Source organism: Micromonospora sp. DH13 (assembly GCF_020873825.1).
GTDB classification, from domain to species: Bacteria; Actinomycetota; Actinomycetes; order Mycobacteriales; family Micromonosporaceae; genus Micromonospora; species Micromonospora haikouensis.
Genome location: NZ_JAHWGR010000048.1, coordinates 17264 through 39386, shown reverse-complemented (window position 1 = coordinate 39386; position 22123 = coordinate 17264). Strand labels below are relative to the sequence as shown.

Here is a 22123-nt window from a genome sequence, read left to right as displayed (position 1 = left end):
ATCGTTTTCGGGGTGGATCAGTTGTCGAACAGGCCGGTGAGCTGCCGCTTGAGCACCTTGCCGCCCTCGTTGCGGGGCAGTTCGGCGAGCAGCAGCAGCCGGGCGGGAAGCTGGTAGTCGGCGAGCCGGTCGGCGAGGAAGGCGCGCAGCGCCGGCAGGGTCAGCCCGGCGGCGTCGGCGTGCGGCCGGGCCACCACGGCGGCGGCGACGGCCGAGCCGAGCACCGGGTGCGGCACGCCGACGACGGCCGCCTCGGCGACGAGGGGGTGCTCGTGCAGCGCCGCCTCGACCTCCAGGCTGGAGACCTTGAACGCGCCGGACTTGATGACGTCCTGGTGCCGGTCGGTGAGGTAGAGGTAGCCGTCGGCGTCGATGCGCCCGACGTCGCCCATCCGCACCCACCCGTCGCGGAAGGTGGCCCGGTTGGCGGCGTCGTCGCGGTAGTAGGCGCGGGGGTACGGCGCGCGCAGCCACACGTCGCCGGTGGTGCCGGGCGGCAGCGGGTTGCCGTCGGCGTCGGCGACGCGCAGCTGCCCGCCGACCGGGCGGCCCACCGCGTCCCGGCGCGCCGGATCCCAGATCATCGTGGTCTGGGCGGGGGCCGCCTCGGTGGAGGTGTAGTAGTTGACGATGGTCGCCTCGGGAAAGGCCGCGGCGAGCCGGGCCGCCACGGCCGGCGGCAGCGCCGCCGCGGTCGACCCGATCAGGTGTACGCCGGAGCAGTCCCGGCCGCGCAGCGCCCCCGAGTCGAGCAGCTCGATGGCCATCGACGGGACGACGAACAGCGTCCCCGTGCCCGGGGTCTGCACCAGCCGGGCGAACCGGACCGGCGTGAACGCGGGCAGGGTGAGCGCCCCGGCCTTCGCGGTCAGCGCGTTGAACAGCATCGTCTGCCCGGCGTTGGTGCCGATGGCGAACGCGTGCAGGAACCGCTCTGAGTGGGCCAGCGCCAGCCGGCGCGGGTGGGTCGGCGCGCCGGTGGTCAGGTTGGCGTGGCTGGCGGCGACGCCCTTCGGGCGCCCGGTGGTGCCGGAGGTGTAGAGGATCTGCGCGAGGTCGCCGGGGCGTACCGGCGGGGGGTCGGCCGCGTCGGCGGGGCCGGCGGCCAGGTCGGCGGCCCGCCACACCGGCAGCCCGGCGGGGGCGGGCGGCGCGGCCGTGGCGTCGCCGTGCACGACGGCGGCGGCCCCGCAGTGGGTCAACGCGTGGCCGAGCTGGCCGGCGGCGAGCCGGTCCGACAACGGCACCGCGACCGCGCCGGCCCGCAGCACCCCGCAGTACGCCACCGCGAAGCCGGTCCAGTCGCGGGCGCCGAACACCAGCCCGACCCGGTCGCCGGGGCGCACCCCCCGGCCGTGCAGGCCGGCGGCGACCGCCGCGGCGTCGGCCGACCACTCCGCGAAGGTCAGCGCCCGCACCCCGGCCACCTCGACGGCGACCCGGTCGGGGTGCAGGGCGGTGCGCCAGGCCAGCAGCTCCGGGACGGTCCGGGCGGCCGGCGCCGCCGTCACCGTGGCCCGCCCGGGGTGGTGCCCTGGGCCTGCCCCGTGTCGGCGGCGGCGCGGGCCGGGTGCCCGGCGGCGCGGGCCTCGCGTTCGGCGATGCCGACCAGATCGTCCGGCGGCGCGTCGGGCACCTCGTCGTCGAACCGGGCCAGCACCGGCGTGGCCAGCGCGACGAGGGCGGTCAGCGCGATGCACACCCCGAAGACGACGTACAGCAGGCCGTGGCCCCGGCCGGGGCCGACGCCGATGACCGCGCCGACCGTGCCGGCGAGCGCGCCGCCGGGCAGCAGCAGCGGCTCGGCGACCCGCGCCGCGAACGGGGCGACGAGCCCCCACCCCAGCGGCATCGTCGACCAGGCGATCATCTGGTTGAGCGCGAACACCCGGCCGTGGAAGCGCGGCGGCACCTTCGTCTGGATGATCGTGTTGTAGACGCCGTTGACGACGCCCAGCGCCAGGTACATGCCGAACGCGCCCGCGCCGACCACCAGCGGGTCCGGCCGCAGCCCGGTCAGCACGGCGGCCGCCGCGATGCCGAGGGTGCCCAGCAGCACGGCCCGCATCCGGCGGTGGCTCGGGCCGCCCCAGAGGAGCATCACCAGGCCGCCGACGGCCGCGCCGACGCCGCCGGTCAGCGCGATCCGCGCCACCTGGTCCAGGTCGGCGAAGCCGAGCACCAGCGGGGAGAGCAGGTACAGCGCCGGGAACAGGAACAGGTTCAGGGCGGCGAAGAACGTCAGCATGGCCCGGAACTCGCGGCGGCGCAGCGCGTACCGCAGGCCGGCGACCATCTCCTCGCCGATGCCCTCGCGGCGTTGCAGGGCCAGGGTGCGGGGGAACCTGACGAGCCCCAGCACCCCGACCGCGAACACGTACGACGCCACGTCGATGAGCAGGATGCCGCGCAGCCCGACCGCGTCGAGCAGGGCCACCGCGACCAGCGGGACGGTGAACTGGGTCAGCCCCATCGCCGTCTGGGTGACGCCGTTGGCGTGACCGAGGAAGCGTTTGGGCACCAGCTGCGGCACCGCCGAGACGAACGCGAGGCGTTGGAACGCCAGCGCCACCGACAGCCAGGCGACCAGCGGGTAGAAGTGCCACACCTGCGCCCGGTCGGTCAGCACCAGGGCGGCCAGCACCGCGTTCGCGCCCCCGGCGGCGAGGCCGGCGGCCAGCAGCACCCGCCGCCGGCTGGTCCGGTCGATCACGGCCCCGGCCAGCGGCGCGACCAGCAGCCCCGGCAGCAGGCCGAGCACGGCGAACAGGGCGAACCGGGCCAGCGACCCGGTCTCCAGGTAGATCCACAGGGGGATCGCGAAGTTGGTCAGCGCGGTGCCCATGCCGGAGACCACCTGACCGGCGGCGACCAGACCGAACCGGCGCATGCTCGGCTCCGGGGCGCCGTCCGCGCCGGCCGTCGGCCCCGACGGCTGCGGTGCCCCGGGCGGGCCGGCGGGCTGGCGGGAGATCCCGGCCAACTGCCACGCGGGCTCGCTCGCGACCACGGGGGTGGCCGGGGGCGCTGGCGGGGCCGGCGCGTCGAGCCGCCGGTGCACCGTCGTGACGATCTCCGCCAGCTCGGCGGCCCGGTACTTCAGGAAGTAGTGCCCGGCCTCGTCGACCACGGCGAGGGCGGTGCGGTCGCTGAGGAAGTGCCACTCCCGGAACCGCTCGGCGTGGTAGTCGGTGCTGCGGTCCCGCTCGCCGACCACCGAGATGAGCGGGGCGCGCAGCGGGGTGACCCGCCGATGCATCAGCTCGGTGAAGTACTCCTCGGAGACCCGGGCGTCGTGGCGCATCGCCCGGATCAGGAACGCCACCTCGTCGGGGGCGAGCGAGCCGACCGAGGTGCCCTGCGCCTGCAACCAGGTGCGGTAGATCCGGTCGCTGCGGATCCGCTCGGCCAGCCGCAGCCGCAGCAGCGGACCGAGCAGCCCACCGGCGGGACGGCCGAACGGGAACACCGCGCCGAGGTACACGGCGTCGAGGTCGCGCCCCCGCGCCTCCAACAGCCGGGCCACCTCCACGGCGAGTGCGCCGCCGGGGCCGCAGTGCCCGTACAGGATCAGCGGGCCCGACACCCGGGCCAGGATCTCCTCGGCGACCCCGGCGGCGACCTGGTCGATCGGCGCGGGGTCGTCGGCGAGGCCGATGTCGTGGCCCGGCATGGCCACCGACAGCAGCCGGTAGCCGGCGGGCAGCGCGTCGGCCAGCGGCTGGTAGACCACGGCGCTGCCGCCGCCGTACGGGACGCAGACGAGCGTGGCCACGCGGTCGGCGGCGGCCACCGGCGGGGTCAGCTCGTGCAGCAGCCCCGCCGGCCCGGTGTCGCCCCCGGCGGCCAGGGCGGCCAGCTCGCGGACGGTCCGGTGCCGGAACAGGTCCATCACGCTGACCGTGCCCGTCGCGCCGCCGGCCACGGCGGGCAGCTCCCGGCGCAGCCGGGCCACCACCTGCGTGGCCAGCAGCGAGTGCCCGCCGAGGTCGAAGAAGTCGTCGGTCGCGCCGACCTCGGCCACCCCCAGCACGGCCTGCCAGATCGCGGCGACCAGCGTCTCCACCGGCCCGGCCGGCGGCACCCGTTCGCCGGCGGGGACCTCGTCGCTCGGCGCGGGCAGCGCCCGCCGGTCCACCTTGCCGTGCTCCTGCAACGGCAGCCGGTCCAACACCACCCACCGGCCGGGCACCATGTGCTCGGGCAGCCGGTCGGCCAGGGCGCGGCGCAGCCGCGCCGGCTCCAGGGCCTGCGCGTCGGGCGTCGGCTCCAGGTAGGCGACGAGGCGGTCGTCGCGCAGCAGCACCGCCGCCTGGTGCACGCCGGGGCAGTCGCGCAGCGCGGCCTCGACCTCGCCGAGTTCCACCCGGTAGCCGCGGATCTTCACCTGGTGGTCGCGGCGGCCCAGGAACATCAGCTGCCCGTCGGCGCGCCACCGGCCCAGGTCACCGGTGCGGTACAGGCGGGCCCCCGGCGGCCCGTACGGGTCGGGCACGAACCGCTCGGCGGTCAGGCCGGGCCGGTTGAGGTAGCCGCGCGCCAGCCGCTCCCCGCCCAGGTACAGCTCGCCGGGCACCCCCACCGGTACCGGCCGCATCCGCTCGTCGAGCAGGTACACCCGGGCGTGGGGCAGCGGCCGGCCGGTCGGCACCGGGCCGGTGGCGGGACCGTCGGCGGTCACCTCGTAGGTGGCGACGCCGACCGTGGCCTCGGTGGGGCCGTAGTGGTTGAACACCCGGGCCGTGCCGGCGGCGGCGAGCGGGGCGATCCGCTCCAGGTCGGACGCCTCGCCGCCGAGGATCAGCGCGCGGGCGGGCAGCAGGTCGCCGGGCTCGGCGTCGGCGGCCAGCGCCGCGAGGTGCGACGGGGTGATCTTCAGGTAGTCGATGCGGTGCGCGCGCAGCTGCTCGGCCAGTTCGGCGCCGGTGCAGCGGCGCGGCACCAGGTGCACCGTTCCGCCGGTGGCCAGCGCCAGGTAGAAGACGGTGACGGCGAAGTCGAACGACATCGACTGCAGCAGCGCGTACCGGGCGGCCGGGACGACGGCGAACCGGTCGGCCACCCCGTCGAGGTAGCGCAGCACCTGCCGGTGTGCGACGGCCACGCCCTTCGGGACGCCGGTGGACCCGGAGGTGTAGATGACGTACGCCAGGTCGTCGCCGCCGGCTCCGGTCTCCGGGGGCGTGTCGGGCCGGGCGGTGACCTCGGCGGCGATCTCGGCCAGGCAGGCCACCGCGCAGCCCGGGGCGTCCGGGTGGGCCCCGGGCGGCGCGGTCGGCTCCACCGGCAGCCGGTCGCGCAGCTCGGCGCTGGTCAGCACCACGGCGGGCCGGGCGTCGGCGAGCATCAGGCCCAGCCGGGCCGGCGGCTGCTCCGGGTCCAGCGGCAGGTACGCCCCGCCGGCCCGCAGCACCCCCAGCAGCGTCACGGCCAGCTCCACCGACTGCTCCAGCAGTACCCCGACCAGGACGTCGGGGCCGACCCCGCGCCCGCGTAGCCAGTGCGCCAGCCGGTTGGCGCGCCGGTCCAGCTCCCGGTAGGTGATCGCGTCGGCGCCGCACACCACGGCCGGCGCGTCGGGGGTCGCGGCGGCGTGCGGGGCGACCAGGTCGGCCAGGGTGGCCGCCGCGCCGGTGACCCCGGGCCCGCCGCCGGGCGCCGGGTCGCCGCCGGGTTCCGGGTCGTCGCCCCCAGGCCGGGCCAGCGCCAGCACCCGGTCGCGCCCCGCGTCGCCGAGCAGGTCCAGGTCGACCACGGGCAGGTCCGGGCGGGCGACCGCCGCGCGCAGCAGGGCGTCGAGGCTCGCGGCCAGCCGGGCGACCGTCTCGGCGTCGAACAGGTCGCTGTTGTAGACGAACATGCCGCGCAGCCCGTCGGCGGTCTCGCTGACGTACAGCGACAGGTCGAACCGGGCCGTGGCGGCGTCCGCGCCGAGGCTCTCGCTGCTCAGTCCCTGCGGCCACCGGCTGCCGCTGCGGGCGTAGTTCTGCAGCGTGAACAGCACCTGGAACACCGGGGCGCGGCTGACGTCGCGGGGCACGTTCAGCTCCCGGACCAGCCGCTCGAAGGGGATCTCCTGGTGGGCCAGGGCGCGGACGACGGTGCCCCGGGTGCGCCGCAGCAGGGCGGCGAAGCTCGGCTCGGCGGGAGCGTCGCTGGCCGGGGAACCCGCGCCCGCCCCGGCGGCGGGCGGGCCCGCCGCCGGGGAGAGGTCGGCGCGCAGCGCCAGGGTGTTGACGAACAGGCCGATCAGGTTCTCCAGCTCCGGCACCACCCGCCCGGCCACCGGGGAGCCGATGGCGAAGTCCCGCTGGCCGCTGTAGCGGAACAGCACCGCCTGCAGGCCGGTGAGCAGCGTCATGTAGAGGGTGGCCCGGTGCGCGCGGCTCAACCGGCGCAGCGCGTCGGTCAGGTCGGCGTCGACGGTGAACCGGTGGGTGCCGCCCGCGTACGACTGGACGGCCGGGCGGGGCCGGTCGGTGGGCAGCTCCAGCGGGGGCACCCCGGCCAGCGCACCGGTCCAGTACGCGAACCCGTCCCCGCTCGCCGGCCCGTCGAGGCGGTCGCGCTGCCAGGCGGCGTAGTCGACGTACCGCGTGCCGGGGGCCGCCGGCGGCGGAGCGCCGTCGCGCAGTGCGGCGTAGCCGGCCGCCACCTCGCCCAGCAGCAGGTCCAGCGACCAGCCGTCGCTGACGATGTGGTGCATGGCCAGGTGCAGGACGTGGTCGTCGTCGGCGAGGCGGATCACCAGCGCCCGCAGCAGGGGAGCGGCGTCGAGGTCGAACGGGGTGCGCAGGGCGGCGGCCACCTGCTCGCGGGCATCGGCCAGCGATGGCGCGTCGGTGACGGTGACCGGCACCCGCACCTCGGGCAGCACCTCCACGACGGGTTCGCCGTCGGCGTTCTCGGTGAACCGCATGCGCAGGCTGTCGTGCCGGGCGGCGGCGCCGTCGAGGGCCGCGCGCAGCAGCTCGACCGCCAGGGGGCCGCGCAGCCGGGTCGTCGACCACACGAGGTACGCGGCGGTGCCGGGGGTCAGCTGTTCGGTGAACCAGATCCGCTCCTGGCCGAATGACAGCGACGGTTTCTCCGCAGAACGGTGGAACGTCGTTTTCGGCGGGGTGTATGTGGCCCGCGTCGGTACGTCAACATTGGTCACGCGGAAGCCTTCTCACACGCCAGGGTCGGTCAGGAGCACGTAGTCTGCATGCTGCAAACAGAGCATCGCGTCGTCTGATCGGTCCACTGTGGAAAATCCGATCGACCGACCCGGCGCGCCCTACCGCCCGTCGTACGGTCGGGAATGCGATTCGCCGATGCCGTCGTGCCCGCCGAGTGGGCGTCCGAGACCCTGCTGCACGCGCCGTTCCGTGGCGTCGGCTCCCCGCCCGCCCCGCTGACCTGGGCGCAGCAGGTGACGTGGCGGGCGGACGCCCGGTACGGCTCCAACCACCGGTTCCTCAGCCTACGCCGCGTCGTGCCGGTCTCGGCGCGGGCCGGTGCGGATCCCGACCGCGCCGTCCGGGCGCTCGGCGCGCTGGTGGGCCGGCACGCCTCGCTGCGCACCCGGGTCCGCGTGGTCGACGGCGAGCCGCGCCAGCAGGAGGCCGCGACCGGCCACCTGCCGGTGCTGGTCGTGCCCGGCGTGGACGACGGCGCGGCCGCCGCCCGGGCCGCCGCCGACCGGCTCGCCGACGTCGCGTTCGACCACGCCGCCGAGTGGCCGGTGCGGGCCGCCGTGGTCACCGTGGACGACCGGGTACGCCAGGTCGTGCTGGTGTTCAGCCACTCGACGGTGGACGCCCACGCCGCCGAGGTGGTGCTGCGGGACCTGCGGCTGCTCCTGCTGCGCGGTCGCCTCGACACCCCGCCCGGCCCCCAGTCGGCGGACGTGGCCCGGCTCCAGCACACCGCCGACGTGCGGCGCTCCGCGCGGACGGTGGCGTACTGGCTGCGGGAGTTCGACCGGCTGCCGACCGCACCGCTGCCCGACGGCGGCCCCGGCCTGACCCCCCGGCTGCGCCGGGGCGTGCTGGTCTCCTCGGCCGTCGACGTGGCATCCCGGATGATCGCCGCCCGGCACCGGGTCAGCACCTCGGCGGTGCTGCTGGCCGCGGTGGGCGCCCTGGCCGCCGCCCGGTCCGGCCGGGAGGTCTGCGGCGCTTTCCCGATGGCGCACAATCGGTTCCCGGCCGGCTACGCGAATGCCGTGGCCAACCTCGGCCAGATCGGATTCTGCGTGCTCGACCTGACCGGCCGGCCGGCATTTGCGGAGGTGCTCTCCCGCGTGTGGCAGGCGTCGCTGAACGGCCTGCGGCACGCCTATTACGATCCGGCCGCGCTGCGCGCGGCTTTCGCCGCGAGCGGCCGCGACTACGACTCGGCATTCCTGCCCCACTACTATTTCAACGACGTCCGGCTGCCCGTCGGCGGCCCGGCCGCCGCGCCGGAGGCGACCCGGGGCGAGCTGCGGGCCGCCGCGGCGCGCAGCGACTTCTCCTGGACGGCCGGGCTGAGCCGGTCATCCTGGCACCTGTTGACCCACGTGGTCGACACCCCGGGCGGGGTGGGGCTCACCCTGAGCGCCGACACCCGGCACGTCGCCCTCGACGCGGTCGAGGTGTTCCTGCGCGAGTTGGAGGAGTTGCTGGTGGAGGCCGCGTTCGCCGAGGTGCCCTGGCCGTCGCCCGTCCCGGCGGCACCCCCGCCGGTGCCGCCGCCCGCCGTGCTCCCGGCCGCCGCCGACGAGGAGCTGGCGTACGCGGAGTTCACCGGCGGCCGGGACGCGACCGGCCCGCTCACCTGGGGCCAGCGGGCGATGTGGCGGGCCGTCGAGGTGTTCGAGTCGCCGCGCCACAGCGTGCTCAACCTGCGCCGCACGCTGGCCGTGTCCCGGCGCGCCGACGTCGACGTGGCGCGGGCCGTGCGGGCCGTCGCGGCGCTGGTGCGGCGGCACGAGTCGCTGCGCACCCGGGTCCGCTCGGTCGACGGCGAGCTGTACCAGTCGGCCACCGGTGCGGGCCGGCTGCCCGTGCTGGTGCACCCGGTGGCGTCGGCCGCGGCGGATCCGGACGGCCGGGCCGCCGCCTCGGCGCTGGCCGCGCGGCTGGGCGACCCCCGCTTCGACCACGCCGCCGAGTGGCCGGTGCGGGCCGCGGTGGTCACCGTCGACGACCGGGTACGCCAGGTCGTGCTGGTCTTCAGCCACTCCACGGTGGACTTCCACGCCGCCGAGACGGTGCTGCGCGACCTGCGGATGCTCGTGCTGCGGGGGTCCGTGCCCACCCCGGCGGGCCCGCAGTCGCTCGACGTCGCCGAGCGGGAGGGCGACGGCGAACGCCGCCGGGGCGACCGGGCGGTGGCGTACTGGACGCGGCACTTCCCCGACCTCACCGTGGGCCTGTTCGACCCGGTCGGCCCGGGCCTGACCCCCCGCTACCGCCGGGGATCGCTGGTCTCGCCGGCCGTGCGCCACGCGGCGCGGATCGTCGCCGCCCGGCACGGGGTCAGCGACGCCACGGTCCTGCTCGCGGCCACGGCCGCCGTGCTCGCCGCCGACGGCGGCGGCGACGTCTGCGGCGTGTTCACGATGGTCAACAACCGCTTCCAGCCCGAGTACGACGGGGCGATCAGCAAGCTCAACCAGATCGGGCTCTGCCGGATCGACCTGGCCGACCGGCCCGCCTTCGCCGAGCTGCTCACCCGGGCCCGCACGGCGTCGCTGGACGCCTACCGGCACGCCTACTACGACCCCCGGGAGCTGGAACGCGCGTTCGCCGCGCGGGGCCTCGACTACCACACCGCCCTGGCCCCGTTCTGCTACCTCAACGACATCCGGCTGCCGCACGACGCCGGCGTCGACCCCGCCGGCTGCGACGAGGCGACGCTGCGGGCGGCGGCGGAGCGCAGCGCGTTCCGCTGGGTGGAGGAGCTGGAGGCGTTCAGCTGGCGCTGCCGCCTCCAGGTGCTCGACGCCCCCGGCGCGGTCGAGCTGTCCGTGACCGTGGACACCCGCTACCTGCCGCCGCAGCGGGCCGAGGCGTTCCTGCGCGCCGTGGAGGCCCTGCTCGTCGAGGCGGCCTTCCGGGACGTCCCGTGGCCGTGGTCGCCGCCCGCCGCCCCGCCCGGCGAGTGCCCTGGTTAGGCGTGTGCGGCCAACGGTCTTTGGTGGTTTCCTACAACGTCGGCCGCGCAGCCTGCGCTGTCTGCGACATGGCGCAGCCGCCCCGTAGACGGAAGGGTGAACACTGCCGGGGTCGCAGTGTCGCGTGCGCCCGTCGTCGGTCTACAGGAGGGCTGGGTCGGTGTTCAGTCGTGTCGCCATCGTCAACCGTGGAGAGGCCGCGATGCGGCTCATCCACGCCGTCCGGGACCTGGCCGCCGAGACCGGGACACGGATCGAGACCGTCGCCCTGCACACCGACGTCGACCGCGCGGCCACCTTCGTCCGCGAGGCAGACCTGTCGTACGACCTGGGCCCCGCCTCGGCGCGGCCGTACCTCGACCTGAAGGCCCTGGAGCGCGCCCTGGTGGAGACCGGGGCCGACGCCGCGTGGGTCGGCTGGGGCTTCGTCGCGGAGGACCCGGCGTTCGCGGAGCTGTGCGAGCGGGTCGGCGTCACCTTCGTCGGGCCGAGCGCGGACGCCATGCGCAAGCTCGGCGACAAGATCGGCGCGAAGCTGATCGCCGAGGAGGTCGGCGTGCCGGTCGCGCCGTGGAGCCGGGGCGCGGTCGAGACCCTCGACGACGCCCTGGCCGCCGCGGAGCGGATCGGCTACCCGCTGATGCTCAAGGCCACGGCGGGCGGCGGCGGGCGTGGCATCCGGGTGGTCACCAGCTCCGCCGAGCTGGCCGACGCCTACGAGCGCACCAGCCAGGAGGCGGCGCGCGCGTTCGGCAGCGGCGTCGTGTTCCTGGAGCGCCTCGTCACCGGCGCCCGGCACGTCGAGGTGCAGGTGATCGCCGACGGCGCCACCGCGTGGGCGCTGGGCGTGCGCGACTGTTCCGTGCAGCGGCGCAACCAGAAGGTCATCGAGGAGTCGGCCTCGCCGGTGCTCAGCCTTGAGCAGGCCGCCGAGCTCAAGGCGTCGGCCGAGCGCCTCGCCGTCGCGGTCGGCTACCGGGGCGCCGCCACCGTCGAGTTCCTCTACCACCCCGGCGACCGGCTCTTCGCGTTCCTGGAGGTCAACACCCGGCTGCAGGTCGAGCACCCGATCACCGAGGTGACCTGCGGGTTCGACCTGGTCAAGGCGCAGCTGCACGTGGCCTCCGGCGGCCGGCTCGACGGCGCGCCGCCGGTCGAGCGCGGGCACGCCATCGAGGCCCGGCTCAACGCCGAGGACCCGGACCGCGACTTCGCCCCCTCCCCGGGCCGCATCGCCCGGCTCGACCTGCCCGCCGGGCCCGGCATCCGGGTCGACACCGGCGTCAGCGCGGGCGACACCATTCCCGCCGACTTCGACTCCATGATCGCCAAGATCATCGCGTACGGCCGCGACCGCCACGAGGCGCTCGGCCGGCTGCGCCGCGCCATGGCGGAGACCACCGTGATCATCGAGGGTGGCGCGACGAACAAGAGCTTCGTGCTCGACCTGCTCGACCAGCCCGAGGTGATCGACGCCAGCGCCGACACCGGCTGGATCGACCGCGTCCGGGGCGAGGGCCGGCTCGTGACGCACCGGCACTCCGCCGTCGCCCTGGCCGCCGCCGCCATCGAGGCGTACGAGGAGGAGGAGCGCGCCGAGCGGCAGCGGCTGCTGTCGACGGCGTTCGGCGGGCGCCCGCAGGTGCAGCACGCCAGCGGCCGGCCGCTGGACCTGAAGCTGCGCGGCGTCGGCTACCGGGTCCGGGTGGCGCGCGTCGGCGCGCACCGGTTCCGCGTCGGCATCGAGGCCGGCGACGGCGTGCGCACCGCCGACGTCGAGCTCGACCGCTTCGACCGGCACACCGGGCAGATCGCCGTCAACGGCACGCGCTACCGCCTGCTCACCGGCACCCACGGGCCGGTGCACCTGGTCGAGGTCGACGGGGTGACCCACCGGGTCAGCCGCGACGAGGGCGGCGTCGTCCGCTCGCCCGCCCCCGCGCTGGTCGTCGCCACGCCGCTGGAGGTCGGCGCGGAGGTCGAGGCGGGCGCGCCGGTGCTCGTGCTGGAGAGCATGAAGATGGAGACGGTGCTGCGCGCGCCGTTCCGGGCGCGGCTCAAGGAGTGCGCCGTCTCCGTCGGCAGCCAGGTGGAGACCGGCGCGCCGCTGCTGCGGCTGGAGCCCCTCGCCGACGACGACGCCGCCGAGGACACCTCGTCCGGTCCGGCCGTCGAGCTGGACCTGCCCGCCGCCGCCGCGACCATCCCGGCGCGCGAGCGCGCCACGCGCGGCCAGGAGGACCTGCGCAGCCTGCTGCTGGGCTTCGACGTCGACCCGCACGACGACCGCCGGGTGCTCGACGACTACCTGGTCGCGCGCCGGGCCGCCGCCGAGGAGGGCTACCGGCCGCTGGCCGAGGAGTTCGGGCTCGTCGACGTGTTCGCCGACCTCGCCGAGCTCAGCCGCAACCGGCCGGCCGGCGAGGACGGCGACGGCCACGTCTTCAGCGCCCGCGAATACTTCCACACCTACCTGCAGTGCCTCGACGTCGAGCGCGCCGGCCTGCCGGAGACGTTCCAGGCCAAGCTCGCCAAGGCCCTCGGGCACTACGGCGTCACCGAGCTGGAGCGCACGCCCGCCCTCGAGGCCGCCGTGTTCCGGATCTTCCTCGCCCAGCAGCGCGCCGCCGCCGACGCCACGGTCGTCGCGACGCTGCTGCGCGAGTGGCTGCGCGAGCCCCCGCCGGACGACGTGCTGCGCGAGCCCGCCGGCCTCGCGCTGGAGCGGCTGGTGGCCGCCACGCAGGTCCGCTTCCCCGTCGTCGCCGACCTCGCGCGCGGGGTGGTGTTCGCCTGGCTGGGCCAGCCGCTGCTGCGCCGCAACCGCGCCCGCGTCTACGCCGCCGTGCGCCGGCACCTGCGTCACCTCGACGCCCACCCCGACGCGCCGGACCGCGCCGAGCGCGTCGCCGAGATGGTCCGCAGCACCGAGCCGCTGGTGCGGCTGCTCGGCCAGCGGCTGGTCCGCGACCACCTCGACAACGCGGTGATGCTGGAGGTGCTGACCCGCCGCTACTACGGCAACAAGGGCCTCACCGGCGTACGCACCAGCTCCGTCGCCGGCTGCACGTTCGTCGTCGCCGACCGGGCCGACTCGCGGGTGGTCTCCGCCGCGGTGCGGTTCGAGGCGCTGGGCGACGCGCTGCGCGGGCTGGCGGAGCTGGCCGGCGGCGAGGAGGCCGTCGACGCCGACGTCTACCTCGCCTGGGAGCGGCAGCCGGAGGACTCCGACGCGATGGCGGCGGCGCTGCACGAGGTCATCGGTGCCTACCCGCTGCCCGCCCAGGTCCGCCGGATCACCGCCACCGTCGCCGGCCGCAGCGGCGCAGTGATGCATCACCACTTCACGTTCCGCCCGTCGACCACCGGGATGGCCGAGGAGCGGCTGGTCCGCTTCCTGCACCCGTACATCGCCCAGCGGATGCAGCTGGAGCGGCTGCGCAAGTTCGACCTCACCCGGCTGCCGTCCTCCGACGAGGAGGTCTACCTCTTCCGGTGCGTGGCGCGGGAGAACCCGTCCGACGAGCGCCTCGTCGCGTTCGCCCAGGTGCGCGACCTGACCGAGTTGCGCGAGCACGACGGCCGGCTGGTGTCGCTGCCGACGGCCGAGGACACCGTCGCCACCTGCCTGGACTCGATCCGGCGCGCGCAGTCGCGGCGGCCGTCGAACAGGCGGGTCAACACCAACCGGATCGTGGTCTACGTCTGGCCGCCGAGCGACATCACCCGCGCCGAGCTGGAGACGATCGCCGGGCGGGTGCTGCCGACGACCGCCGGCGCCGGGCTGGAGGAGATCCTGTTCATCGCGCGGCAGCGCGACCGGGTCACCGGCGAGCTGACCAAGATCGCCGTGCGGGTCTCCTTCGACGCCACCGGCGCCGCCGAGCTGACCGTCGGCGAGCCGTCGGACGAGCCGGTCGAGCCGCTCGACGACTACCGGCAGAAGGTGCTGCGGGCGGCCAGCCGCAACACGGTCTACCCGTACGAGCTGACCGGCCTGCTCGGCGAGTTCGTCGAGCACGACCTCGACGAGCGGCACGCGCTGGTGCCGGTCGACCGGCCCCGGGGCCGCAACCGCGCGGCGCTCGTCGCGGGCGTGGTCACCACCCGCACGACGCGCTACCCGGAGGGTGTCACCCGGGTCGTGCTGCTCGGCGACCCGACGAAGTCGCTCGGCGCGCTGTCGGAGCCGGAGTGCCGGCGGGTGATCGCCGCGCTGGACCTGGCCGAGTCGATGCGGGTCCCGCTGGAGTGGTACGCGCTGTCCTCCGGCGCGCGGATCTCCATGGAGTCCGGCACGGAGAACATGGACTGGGTGGCCGCGGCGCTCAAGCGGATCGTCGAGTTCACCCAGGACGGCGGCGAGATCAACATCGTGGTCGCGGGCATCAACGTCGGCGCGCAGCCGTACTGGAACGCCGAGGCGACGATGCTCATGCACACCAAGGGCGTCCTGGTGATGACGCCGGACTCGGCGATGGTGCTCACCGGCAAGCAGTCGCTCGACTTCTCCGGCGGCGTCTCTGCGGAGGACAACTTCGGCATCGGCGGCTACGACCGGGTGATGGGCCCGAACGGGCAGGCGCAGTACTGGGCGCCGAACCTGACCGCCGCCCGGGACGTGCTGATGGCGCACTACGACCACACGTACGTCGCCCCCGGCGAGTCCGGGCCGCGCCGGGCGACCACGACCGACCCGGTCGACCGTGACGTCTCGGACTTCCCGCACGTCATGGCGGGCAGCGACTTCGCCACGGTCGGCGAGATCTTCTCCGCCCAGGCCAACCCCGACCGCAAGAAGCCGTTCGACATCCGCAGCGTCATGCGGGCCCTGTCCGACCAGGACCACCCGGTGCTGGAGCGCTGGGCGGGGATGGCCGACGCGGAGACCGCGGTGGTGCAGGACGTGCACCTGGGCGGCATGCCGGTGTGCCTGCTCGGCATCGAGTCGCGGTCGGTGCCCCGGCGCGGCTTCCCGCCCACCGACGGCCCGGACACCTACACGGCGGGCACGCTGTTCCCGCGCTCGTCGAAGAAGGCCGCGCGGGCGATCAACGCGGCCAGCGGCAACCGGCCCCTCGTGGTGCTGGCGAACCTGTCCGGCTTCGACGGCTCACCGGAGTCGATGCGCAAGCTCCAGCTGGAGTACGGCGCGGAGATCGGCCGGGCGATCGTCAACTTCCGCGGGCCGATCGTGTTCTGCGTGATCTCCCGCTACCACGGCGGCGCGTTCGTCGTCTTCTCCAAGGCGCTGAACCCGAACATGACCGTGCTGGCGCTGGAGGGCTCGTTCGCGTCGGTGCTCGGCGGCGCGCCCGCCGCGGCAGTGGTCTTCTCCGGCGACGTCAACGCCCGCACCGCCGCCGACCCGCGGGTGCGGGACCTGGAGGCCCGCGTCGCGGCGGCCTCCGGCACCGAGCGGGCCGCCCTGACCGCCGAGCTGGACGAGCTGCGCTCGTCGGTGCGGGCGGAGAAGCTGGGCGAGGTCGCCGCCGAGTTCGACCGGGTGCACAACATCCAGCGCGCGGTCGAGGTCGGCTCCGTCGACGCCGTCATCCGCGCGGCCGAGCTGCGGCCCCGGATCATCGAGGCCATCGAGTCCGGTCTGCGCTGAGCCGAGCTCCGGCCGGCCGGTGCCCTCGGGCGTCGGCCGGCCGGAGCCCACCAGCGGGTGGCCCTTCTCTCGACGCATAGGGAGCTGAGTCGAATACGACATCAAGCGGCCGCCGTGATTCCGGCCGGGTTGATGTCGTGACCGACTCAGCTCCCTATCGCTGACCCGCGGCCTCGGTGGGCCCTGCTCCCCGCTGCGCCACGGGCGTCAGCCCAGGCTGACCCAGTCGGTGGCGACGGCGTACCCGTCGGCGCGGGCGGACAGCCGGACGGGGCCCGTCGGGGGAGCGCCCAGCGAGAAGAAGCCCACCTCGTCGACCGGCGACTCGTCGTAGGGGCCGGTGGCCGTGCGGGCGGTGACCCGGCCGCCCCGGGGCGGGGAGAGCTGGCCGACGATGCCGGCCTCGGTCACCTCGATCTCCAGCACCACCTGCCCGCTGCGGAACGACAACGTGCGCGCGGAGCCGCCCGAGCGGGTCAGCCCGGCCGGCTCGGCGTCGCACGCCGAGTCGAACATCAGCTCGGCGACCGCCAGCTCGGCGTCGACCGTCCGCCAGGCGAACGCCGCCCGCGCCGCGGTCAGGAACTCCTCCGGGACCGGCCCGGTGTCCCACAGCGCGGCGCCCAGCTCCACGGTCAGGGCGTCGTCATCGGCCGGCGGCCACGGCGCCATCGCGTTCACCCCCGCTCGTCTCCAGGCCACGGCGCACCCCGACGAATGGGGCGAGCGCCGGGCAGGCGCGCAGCTTGCGCAGGCAGCGCGCCTGGGTCGGGCCGATGCTACCCACCGGCATGCCCAGCCGTTCGCCGATCTCCCGGTAGCTGACCGGCGGGTCGGCCGTCAGCAGCGCCAGCAGGTGCTGGCAGCGGGGCGGAAGCTGCGCGAAGCCCTCCCGCAGCGCCTGCCGCCGTTCGGCCCGCAGCAGCTCCTCGTCGGGCGTCACCGCGTCCACCAGCGACCCGTGCCGGGCGTCGAGCGCGTCGTCGTACGGGTCGACGGGCCGCATGCGGCGGTCGAGGCGGGACAGCCGGTAGCACTCGCGCCGGGTCGTGGTCGCCAGCCAGGCCGCCAGCGCCTCCGGGTCGCGCAGCTGGTCGAGCCGCTCCACCAGGCGCAGCCACACGGTCTGGTTGACGTCGGCGGCGTCGGCGCGGCTCATCCCGTGGGCCCGGATCACCGCCACCACCAGCGGCGTGTAGCGGCGCACCAGTTCCGCCCAGGCCGCCTCGTCCCCACCGGAGGCCGCCGCCACCAGGCGCGTCGCCGTCGCGTCGGTCACCGCGCCTCCCTGTGGCCCGTCGCGCGGCTCATGCGACGAGCACCCCGTAGTCGGGATGCCAGCGGGGGTTGGCCAGCAGCGCGAGGCGCGCCGCGTCGGCGCTCAGGCCACCGGCGGTCATCATCGCGGCGAGCCTACCGGACACGTGGCCCGTGGCGAAGGAGCTGCCGGCCCACGTCGCGAAGCCGTGGAACACCTGGGTCGGCCGCCCCGGCAGCGGCAGCTGGCCCTCGACGTACGTGCTGTCGCGCTCGCCGAGGGCGCAGGCGTCGACCCACGGGCCGAAGCCGCTGTAGGACGCAGGCACGAGGACCCCGCCGTCGCGGGACACCGCGGCCACGGCGAGCACCCGTTCCAGGGCGGCCGGCCAGGCGGGACGGCTGCTGCCGGCGTTGCCGGCGGCGGCCACCACGGCGGTCTGCGCCGGCAGCGCGGCCACGGCGTTGACCAGCGGCAGCGGGGGCACGTCGTCCTGGGTGAAGCCGCCGAGAGACAGGTTGACCACGGTCACCTGCGACCCGAGGCGGGACATGGCGGCCACCAGCATCGCCTCGTCGCCGACGCCGGTGGGGTTCAACGCCTGCTCGGGGTCCACCCGTACCCCCGGCGCGGCCTGCCGGACGACCCCGGCGACGAAGGTGCCGTGCCCGCCCTGCGGGGCCAGCGTGGTGCCGGAGACGTACAGCGCGTCCAGGTCGTCGGCCTCCGGCAGGTAGCTGCCGCCGAGCCACTGGGGATGCCAGGCGCCGGCCTGCTGCCAGATCCCGGTGTCGCAGACCCCGACGGTGACGCCGGCGCCCTCGCCGAGGCGGGCCGGGTCCGGCGGCGGCAGTGCCGCCGCGGCCCGGGGCGGGCTGCCGGGGTTGCCCATGATGTTGCCCAGGCCCAGCAGCACGTGGTGCGGCTGCACCCGGGGGACCTGCTGGCCGGGCCACTGCCTCGGGTCGCGCAGCGCCGTCACCACCGCCGGCACGTCGGTCTCCTTGGCGAACAGCAGCCGGGTGACGCCGGCGAAGCCGGCCCCCACGCTCACCTGGTGCCCGCGCGAGCGCAGCCAGGACAGGACCCGTTGGGCGTCGGCGTTGGCGGCGAGCAGCTGCCGGGGACGGTAGAGGAACTCCCGGCCCGGCGCGGTGTAGCGCCGCACGTCGGGGTCGGCGGCCAGCGCGGCGGAGAACGCCTTCTGGTACGCGTCGTCGTCGGTGCCCTCGGCCGCGGCGGCGGCCGGTCGCAGCACGTCGCCGAGCGGTGCCGCCGCGGCGCACGCGGCCAGGGTGAGCAGCCCGCGCCGGGACAGTCGACCGGCGGGCGGTGGCGTGCGGGGGCGGTCAGGAAGCACCGGTCCTCCAGGCGGTCGCGACGTGCGCGGTCGGCGGTGTCCCGGTGCGACAGCACGTCGGGGCGCTGTCGATTCTTCCAAAGCATAGTTGAAAGTCAATTGGAGGAATGGGCGGTCCAATGCCGGCAATTTCCACTGTCGGACCCCGGATTGACGGTGGCCGGGTCCATCGGGAACGCTGTCTGTCATGGCCGACAGCGCCGGTTCCGCCGGCGCGGCCCAGTCCGCGCTCGACGCCGTGCAGCGCTATCCCCGCGAGGCGATCGCGATCGCGCAGCGGGTGCTCGCCGCCGGTCGCGCCGTCGCCGGTGACGAGCGGTCCACCGCCGAACGGGCGATCGGCCTGGCCCTGCGGGAGCTCAACGACCTGCCCGGGGCGCTGCGGCACCTGCGCCGGGCGGAACGGGCCGCCACGACGCCCCGGGCGCGGGCCCTGGCCCGGATGAGCCTCGGCTACGTGCTGGCCAACGCCGGCCGCACCGCCGCGGCGCTGCGGGCGGTGACCGCCGCCCTGCCGCAGCTCACCGGCGCCGACGCCGGGCGGGCCCGGATGCAGCGGGGCGTGGTGCTGCACTACCGGGGCCGCTACGACGAGGCGGTGCGCGACTACTCCCTCGCCGTCGACATCGCCCAGCGCGAGGGCGACCGGCTGCTGGAGGCCCGGGCCCGCAACAACCGGGGCCTGCTCAACGCCCACCGGGGCGCGCGGGGCCGCGACGACGACCTCGCCCGGTCGGCGGCCATCTTCGAGGGGCTGGGGCTGGACCTCGCCGCCGCCGACGCCCGCTGGAACCTGGGCATCGCGGCCGGCCAGCGCGGCGACACGGTGGGGGCGCTGCGCTGCTTCGCCGAGGTCGAACGGGAATACCGGCGGCTCGCCGTGCCCCGGCCGGCGCTGCTGCTGGACCGCTTCGAGCTGCTGCTGTCGGTGCCCCTGCTCGACGAGGCGGTCGAGGTCGCCGCCGTGGCCGTGCGGGAGCTGAACCGCCGGGGCATGGCCTCCGACCTCGCCGAGGCGCTGCTGGCCCGGGCCAGGGCGGCGCTGCTCGCCGGCGACCTGGACACCGCCACCGGCACGGCAGCCCAGGCGCGGGCCCGGTTCCGCCGCCAGGGCCGCCGCATCTGGGCCGCCTTCGCCCGGCACGTGGAGCTGCGTGCCGAGTTCCGCCGGGGCACCCGCTCGGCGGCCCTGTTGACGGCGTTGGTGCGTACCGCCGGTCAGCTCGACGCGACCGGGTGGCCCGGCCCCGCGTTGACCACGCGGATCGACGCCGGCCGGCTGGCCGCCGCGCTGGGCCGCACCGACCGTGCGGCGGCCCTGCTCGACGCGGCGGCCCGCGCCCGCCGGTGGGGCACCGCGCCCGGCCGCGCCCAGGGGTGGTACGCCCTGGCGCTGTCGCACCGGCTCGCCGGGGACGACCGGGCGGCGGCGCGGGCGCTGCGCCGTGGGCTGGTCGTGCTGGACAGCCACCGGGCCTCGCTCGGCGCCACCGAGCTGCGGGCGCACAGCGGGGCGTACGGGCAGGAGTTGGCCGCCGAGGGCCTCGACATCGCGGTCCGCTCGGGCGCCCCGGCGCGGGTGCTGGCCTGGGCGGAGCGGTGGCGGGCCAGCGCGGTGCGCACCCGGGCGGCGCTGCCGCCGGCCGACCCGGACCTGTTCGCCGCGCTCACCGAGCTGCGGCTGGTCAGCAGCCTGCTGGAGGACACCCTGCTCGCCGGCCGGCCGGCGCACGCGCTGCGGGGCCGGCAGGCCCGGCTGGAGCAGCACATCCGCGACCTGTCCCGGCGGGTGCCCGGCGGCGGGGCCGTGGCGTCGCCGCCCGGCGTGGCGACGCTGGCCGGGCGGCTCGGCCCGCGCGTGCTGGTCGAGCTGGTGGCGCACGGGGAGCGGCTGCGGGCGGTGCTGGTCCGCGACGGGCGGGCGACCCTGCACGACCTCGGCCCGCTCGCCGAGGCGGCGAACCGGGCCCGGCTGCTCCGGTTCGGCCTGCGTCGGCTGGTCACCACCGGCGACTCGGCAGGCGTGCGGGCCGGCGTGGCGCACGCGGCGGCGGCGCTGGACCGGCAGCTGTTCGACCCGTTGCGCCGGCACCTGGGCGACCGCCCCTTGGTCGTCGTCCCGATCGGGGCCCTGCACGCCGTGCCGTGGTCGGGCCTGCCCAGCTGCGCCGGCCGGCCGGTCACCGTCGCCCCCTCGGCCACGGCCTGGCTGGTCGCGGACCGCAGGGACGCGCCGGACGGGCCGCCGGTGCTGGCGGCGGGTCCGCGCCTGCCGGCCGCCCAGACCGAGGTACGCCAGCTCTCCGGCGTGCTGCCGGGCGCGCGGGTGTTCACCGGGGCGGACGCCACCGCCGGTGCGCTGACCGCCGCGCTGGACGGTGCGGCGCTGGCCCACATCGCCGCGCACGGCACGTTCCGGGCCGACAACCCGCTCTTCTCCCGCCTGGAGCTGGCCGACGGGCCGCTGCTGGCGTACGAGCTGGAGCGGCTGCCCCGGCCGCCCGGCTGCGTCGTGCTGTCCGCGTGCGACTCGGGGCTGTCCGGGGTGCGCCCCGGCGACGAGGTCATGGGCTTCACGGCGGTGCTGCTGGCCCGGGGCGCCCGCTGCCTGGTGGCCACCGTGCTGCCGGTGCCGGCCGAGCCCACCACCGCGCTGATGCTCGACCTGCACCGCAGGATGCGCCAGGGTGCGCGGCCGGCGCGCGCCCTGGCCGACGCCCAGGCCGCGTTCGTGGCGACGGGCGACGGCGCCAGCCTGGCCACGGCGGCGGCCTTCGTCTGCTTCGGTGCCGGCTGAGCGCCGCGATAGCGCCGTCGTATGACCAGGTGAGGATGACTGGTAATCGACGTTCCTAAATATGATTCGCGTCATCCGAAGGCGGCGCGTCACCCCCGGGGCGCCGCAGATGATGCGGAGGAACACATGGTTCGCTGGCGCACCCTCACCGGCCTGTTGGCCACCGCGCTCGCCGCGGTGACCGCGGGCAGCCTCACCCTCGCCGCACCCGCCGCCGCCGCGGGCGACGCCACGGTCACCCCGAACGTCGTCGGCGGCACGCCCGCCGCCCAGGGCGAGTTCCCCTTCATGGTGCGGCTCTCCATGGGCTGCGGCGGCTCGCTCTACAGCCCCACCCTGGTCCTCACCGCCGCGCACTGCGTCGGCCGCACCGGCGCCAACACCAGCATCACCGCCACGCTCGGCGTGGTCGACCTGCAGTCGGCCAGCCGGATCACCGTCCGGTCCAACTACGTCTACCGCGCGCCCGGCTACAACGGCAACGGCAAGGACTGGGCGCTGATCCGCCTGGCCACCCCGGTCACCGGCCTGGCCACCCTGCCCATCGCCACCACCGGCGCGTACGACAGCGGCACCTTCACCGTCGCCGGCTGGGGCGCGGCGCGCGAGGGCGGCGCGCAGCAGCGCTACCTGCTCAAGGCCACCGTGCCGTTCGTCAGCGACTCCGTCTGCAGCACCAACTACGGCGGCGACATCATCCCGGCCGAGGAGATCTGCGCCGGCTACGCCTCCGGCGGCACCGACACCTGCCAGGGCGACTCGGGCGGCCCGATGTTCCGCCGCGACGCCGCCAACGCCTGGATCCAGGTCGGCATCGTCAGCTGGGGCAACGGCTGCGCCCGCCCCAACTACCCGGGCGTCTACACGCAGGTGAGCTACTTCGCCTCCGCGATCGCCTCGGCCGCCACCAGCCTCGGCGGCTGACCACGGGCAGACGGGCGCGGCCCGGC

The 22123-nt window shown here is 76.1% G+C and carries 9 protein-coding genes; 4 read left to right on the top strand and 5 right to left on the bottom strand.

Translation table 11 applies throughout. The features are described from left to right. Window positions 1-17: 17 nt before the first annotated feature. The gene (locus LPA42_RS30570) at window positions 18-1511 is read right to left on the bottom strand and encodes a class I adenylate-forming enzyme family protein (RefSeq protein WP_077940399.1); all 1494 of its coding nucleotides are present in this window, start codon (window positions 1509-1511) and stop codon (window positions 18-20) included. Next, window positions 1508-7159 carry a non-ribosomal peptide synthetase/MFS transporter gene (locus LPA42_RS30565; RefSeq protein WP_077940398.1) on the bottom strand — a complete coding sequence of 1884 codons (5652 nt, stop codon included), beginning with the start codon at window positions 7157-7159 and terminating at the stop codon, window positions 1508-1510. The genes LPA42_RS30570 and LPA42_RS30565 overlap by 4 nt, the downstream gene beginning before the upstream one ends. Before the next feature lie 144 nt (window positions 7160-7303). Between LPA42_RS30565 and LPA42_RS30560 the strand changes: the two genes are divergently transcribed. Continuing rightward, window positions 7304-10144, top strand: a complete 2841-nt coding sequence (locus LPA42_RS30560) for a condensation domain-containing protein (RefSeq protein WP_077940397.1) — start codon at window positions 7304-7306, stop codon at window positions 10142-10144. A gap of 160 nt (window positions 10145-10304) precedes the next feature. After that, entirely contained in the window at window positions 10305-15758 is a 5454-nt protein-coding gene (locus tag LPA42_RS30555; protein ID WP_077940396.1) for a carboxyl transferase domain-containing protein, read from the top strand. A 207-nt stretch (window positions 15759-15965) separates the two neighbouring features. Here LPA42_RS30555 and LPA42_RS30550 read toward each other — a convergent pair whose 3' ends face one another. From LPA42_RS30550 to LPA42_RS30540, 3 genes are read right to left on the bottom strand one after another with little or no spacing between them, the layout of a single operon-like run. Further along, window positions 15966-16430, bottom strand: coding sequence for a hypothetical protein (locus LPA42_RS30550; RefSeq protein ID WP_052504067.1), 465 nt, complete (start codon window positions 16428-16430; stop codon window positions 15966-15968). Next, window positions 16405-17037 carry an RNA polymerase sigma factor gene (locus tag LPA42_RS30545; RefSeq protein ID WP_077940395.1) on the bottom strand — a complete coding sequence of 211 codons (633 nt, stop codon included), beginning with the start codon at window positions 17035-17037 and terminating at the stop codon, window positions 16405-16407. Before LPA42_RS30545 ends, LPA42_RS30550 begins: the two co-directional genes overlap by 26 nt. 28 nt (window positions 17038-17065) lie before the next feature. Then, entirely contained in the window at window positions 17066-18376 is a 1311-nt protein-coding gene (locus LPA42_RS30540; RefSeq protein WP_228987045.1) for a S8/S53 family peptidase, read from the bottom strand. A 187-nt stretch (window positions 18377-18563) separates the two neighbouring features. Between LPA42_RS30540 and LPA42_RS34255 the strand changes: the two genes are divergently transcribed. Together LPA42_RS34255 and LPA42_RS30520 are read left to right on the top strand one after the other, a co-directional pair. After that, complete coding sequence (locus LPA42_RS34255; RefSeq protein ID WP_077940393.1) at window positions 18564-21173, top strand: CHAT domain-containing tetratricopeptide repeat protein; 2610 nt, start codon at window positions 18564-18566, stop codon at window positions 21171-21173. Between the two features lie 126 nt (window positions 21174-21299). Continuing rightward, window positions 21300-22097, top strand: coding sequence for a trypsin-like serine protease (locus tag LPA42_RS30520; RefSeq protein ID WP_077940392.1), 798 nt, complete (start codon window positions 21300-21302; stop codon window positions 22095-22097). Window positions 22098-22123 lie beyond the last annotated feature (26 nt).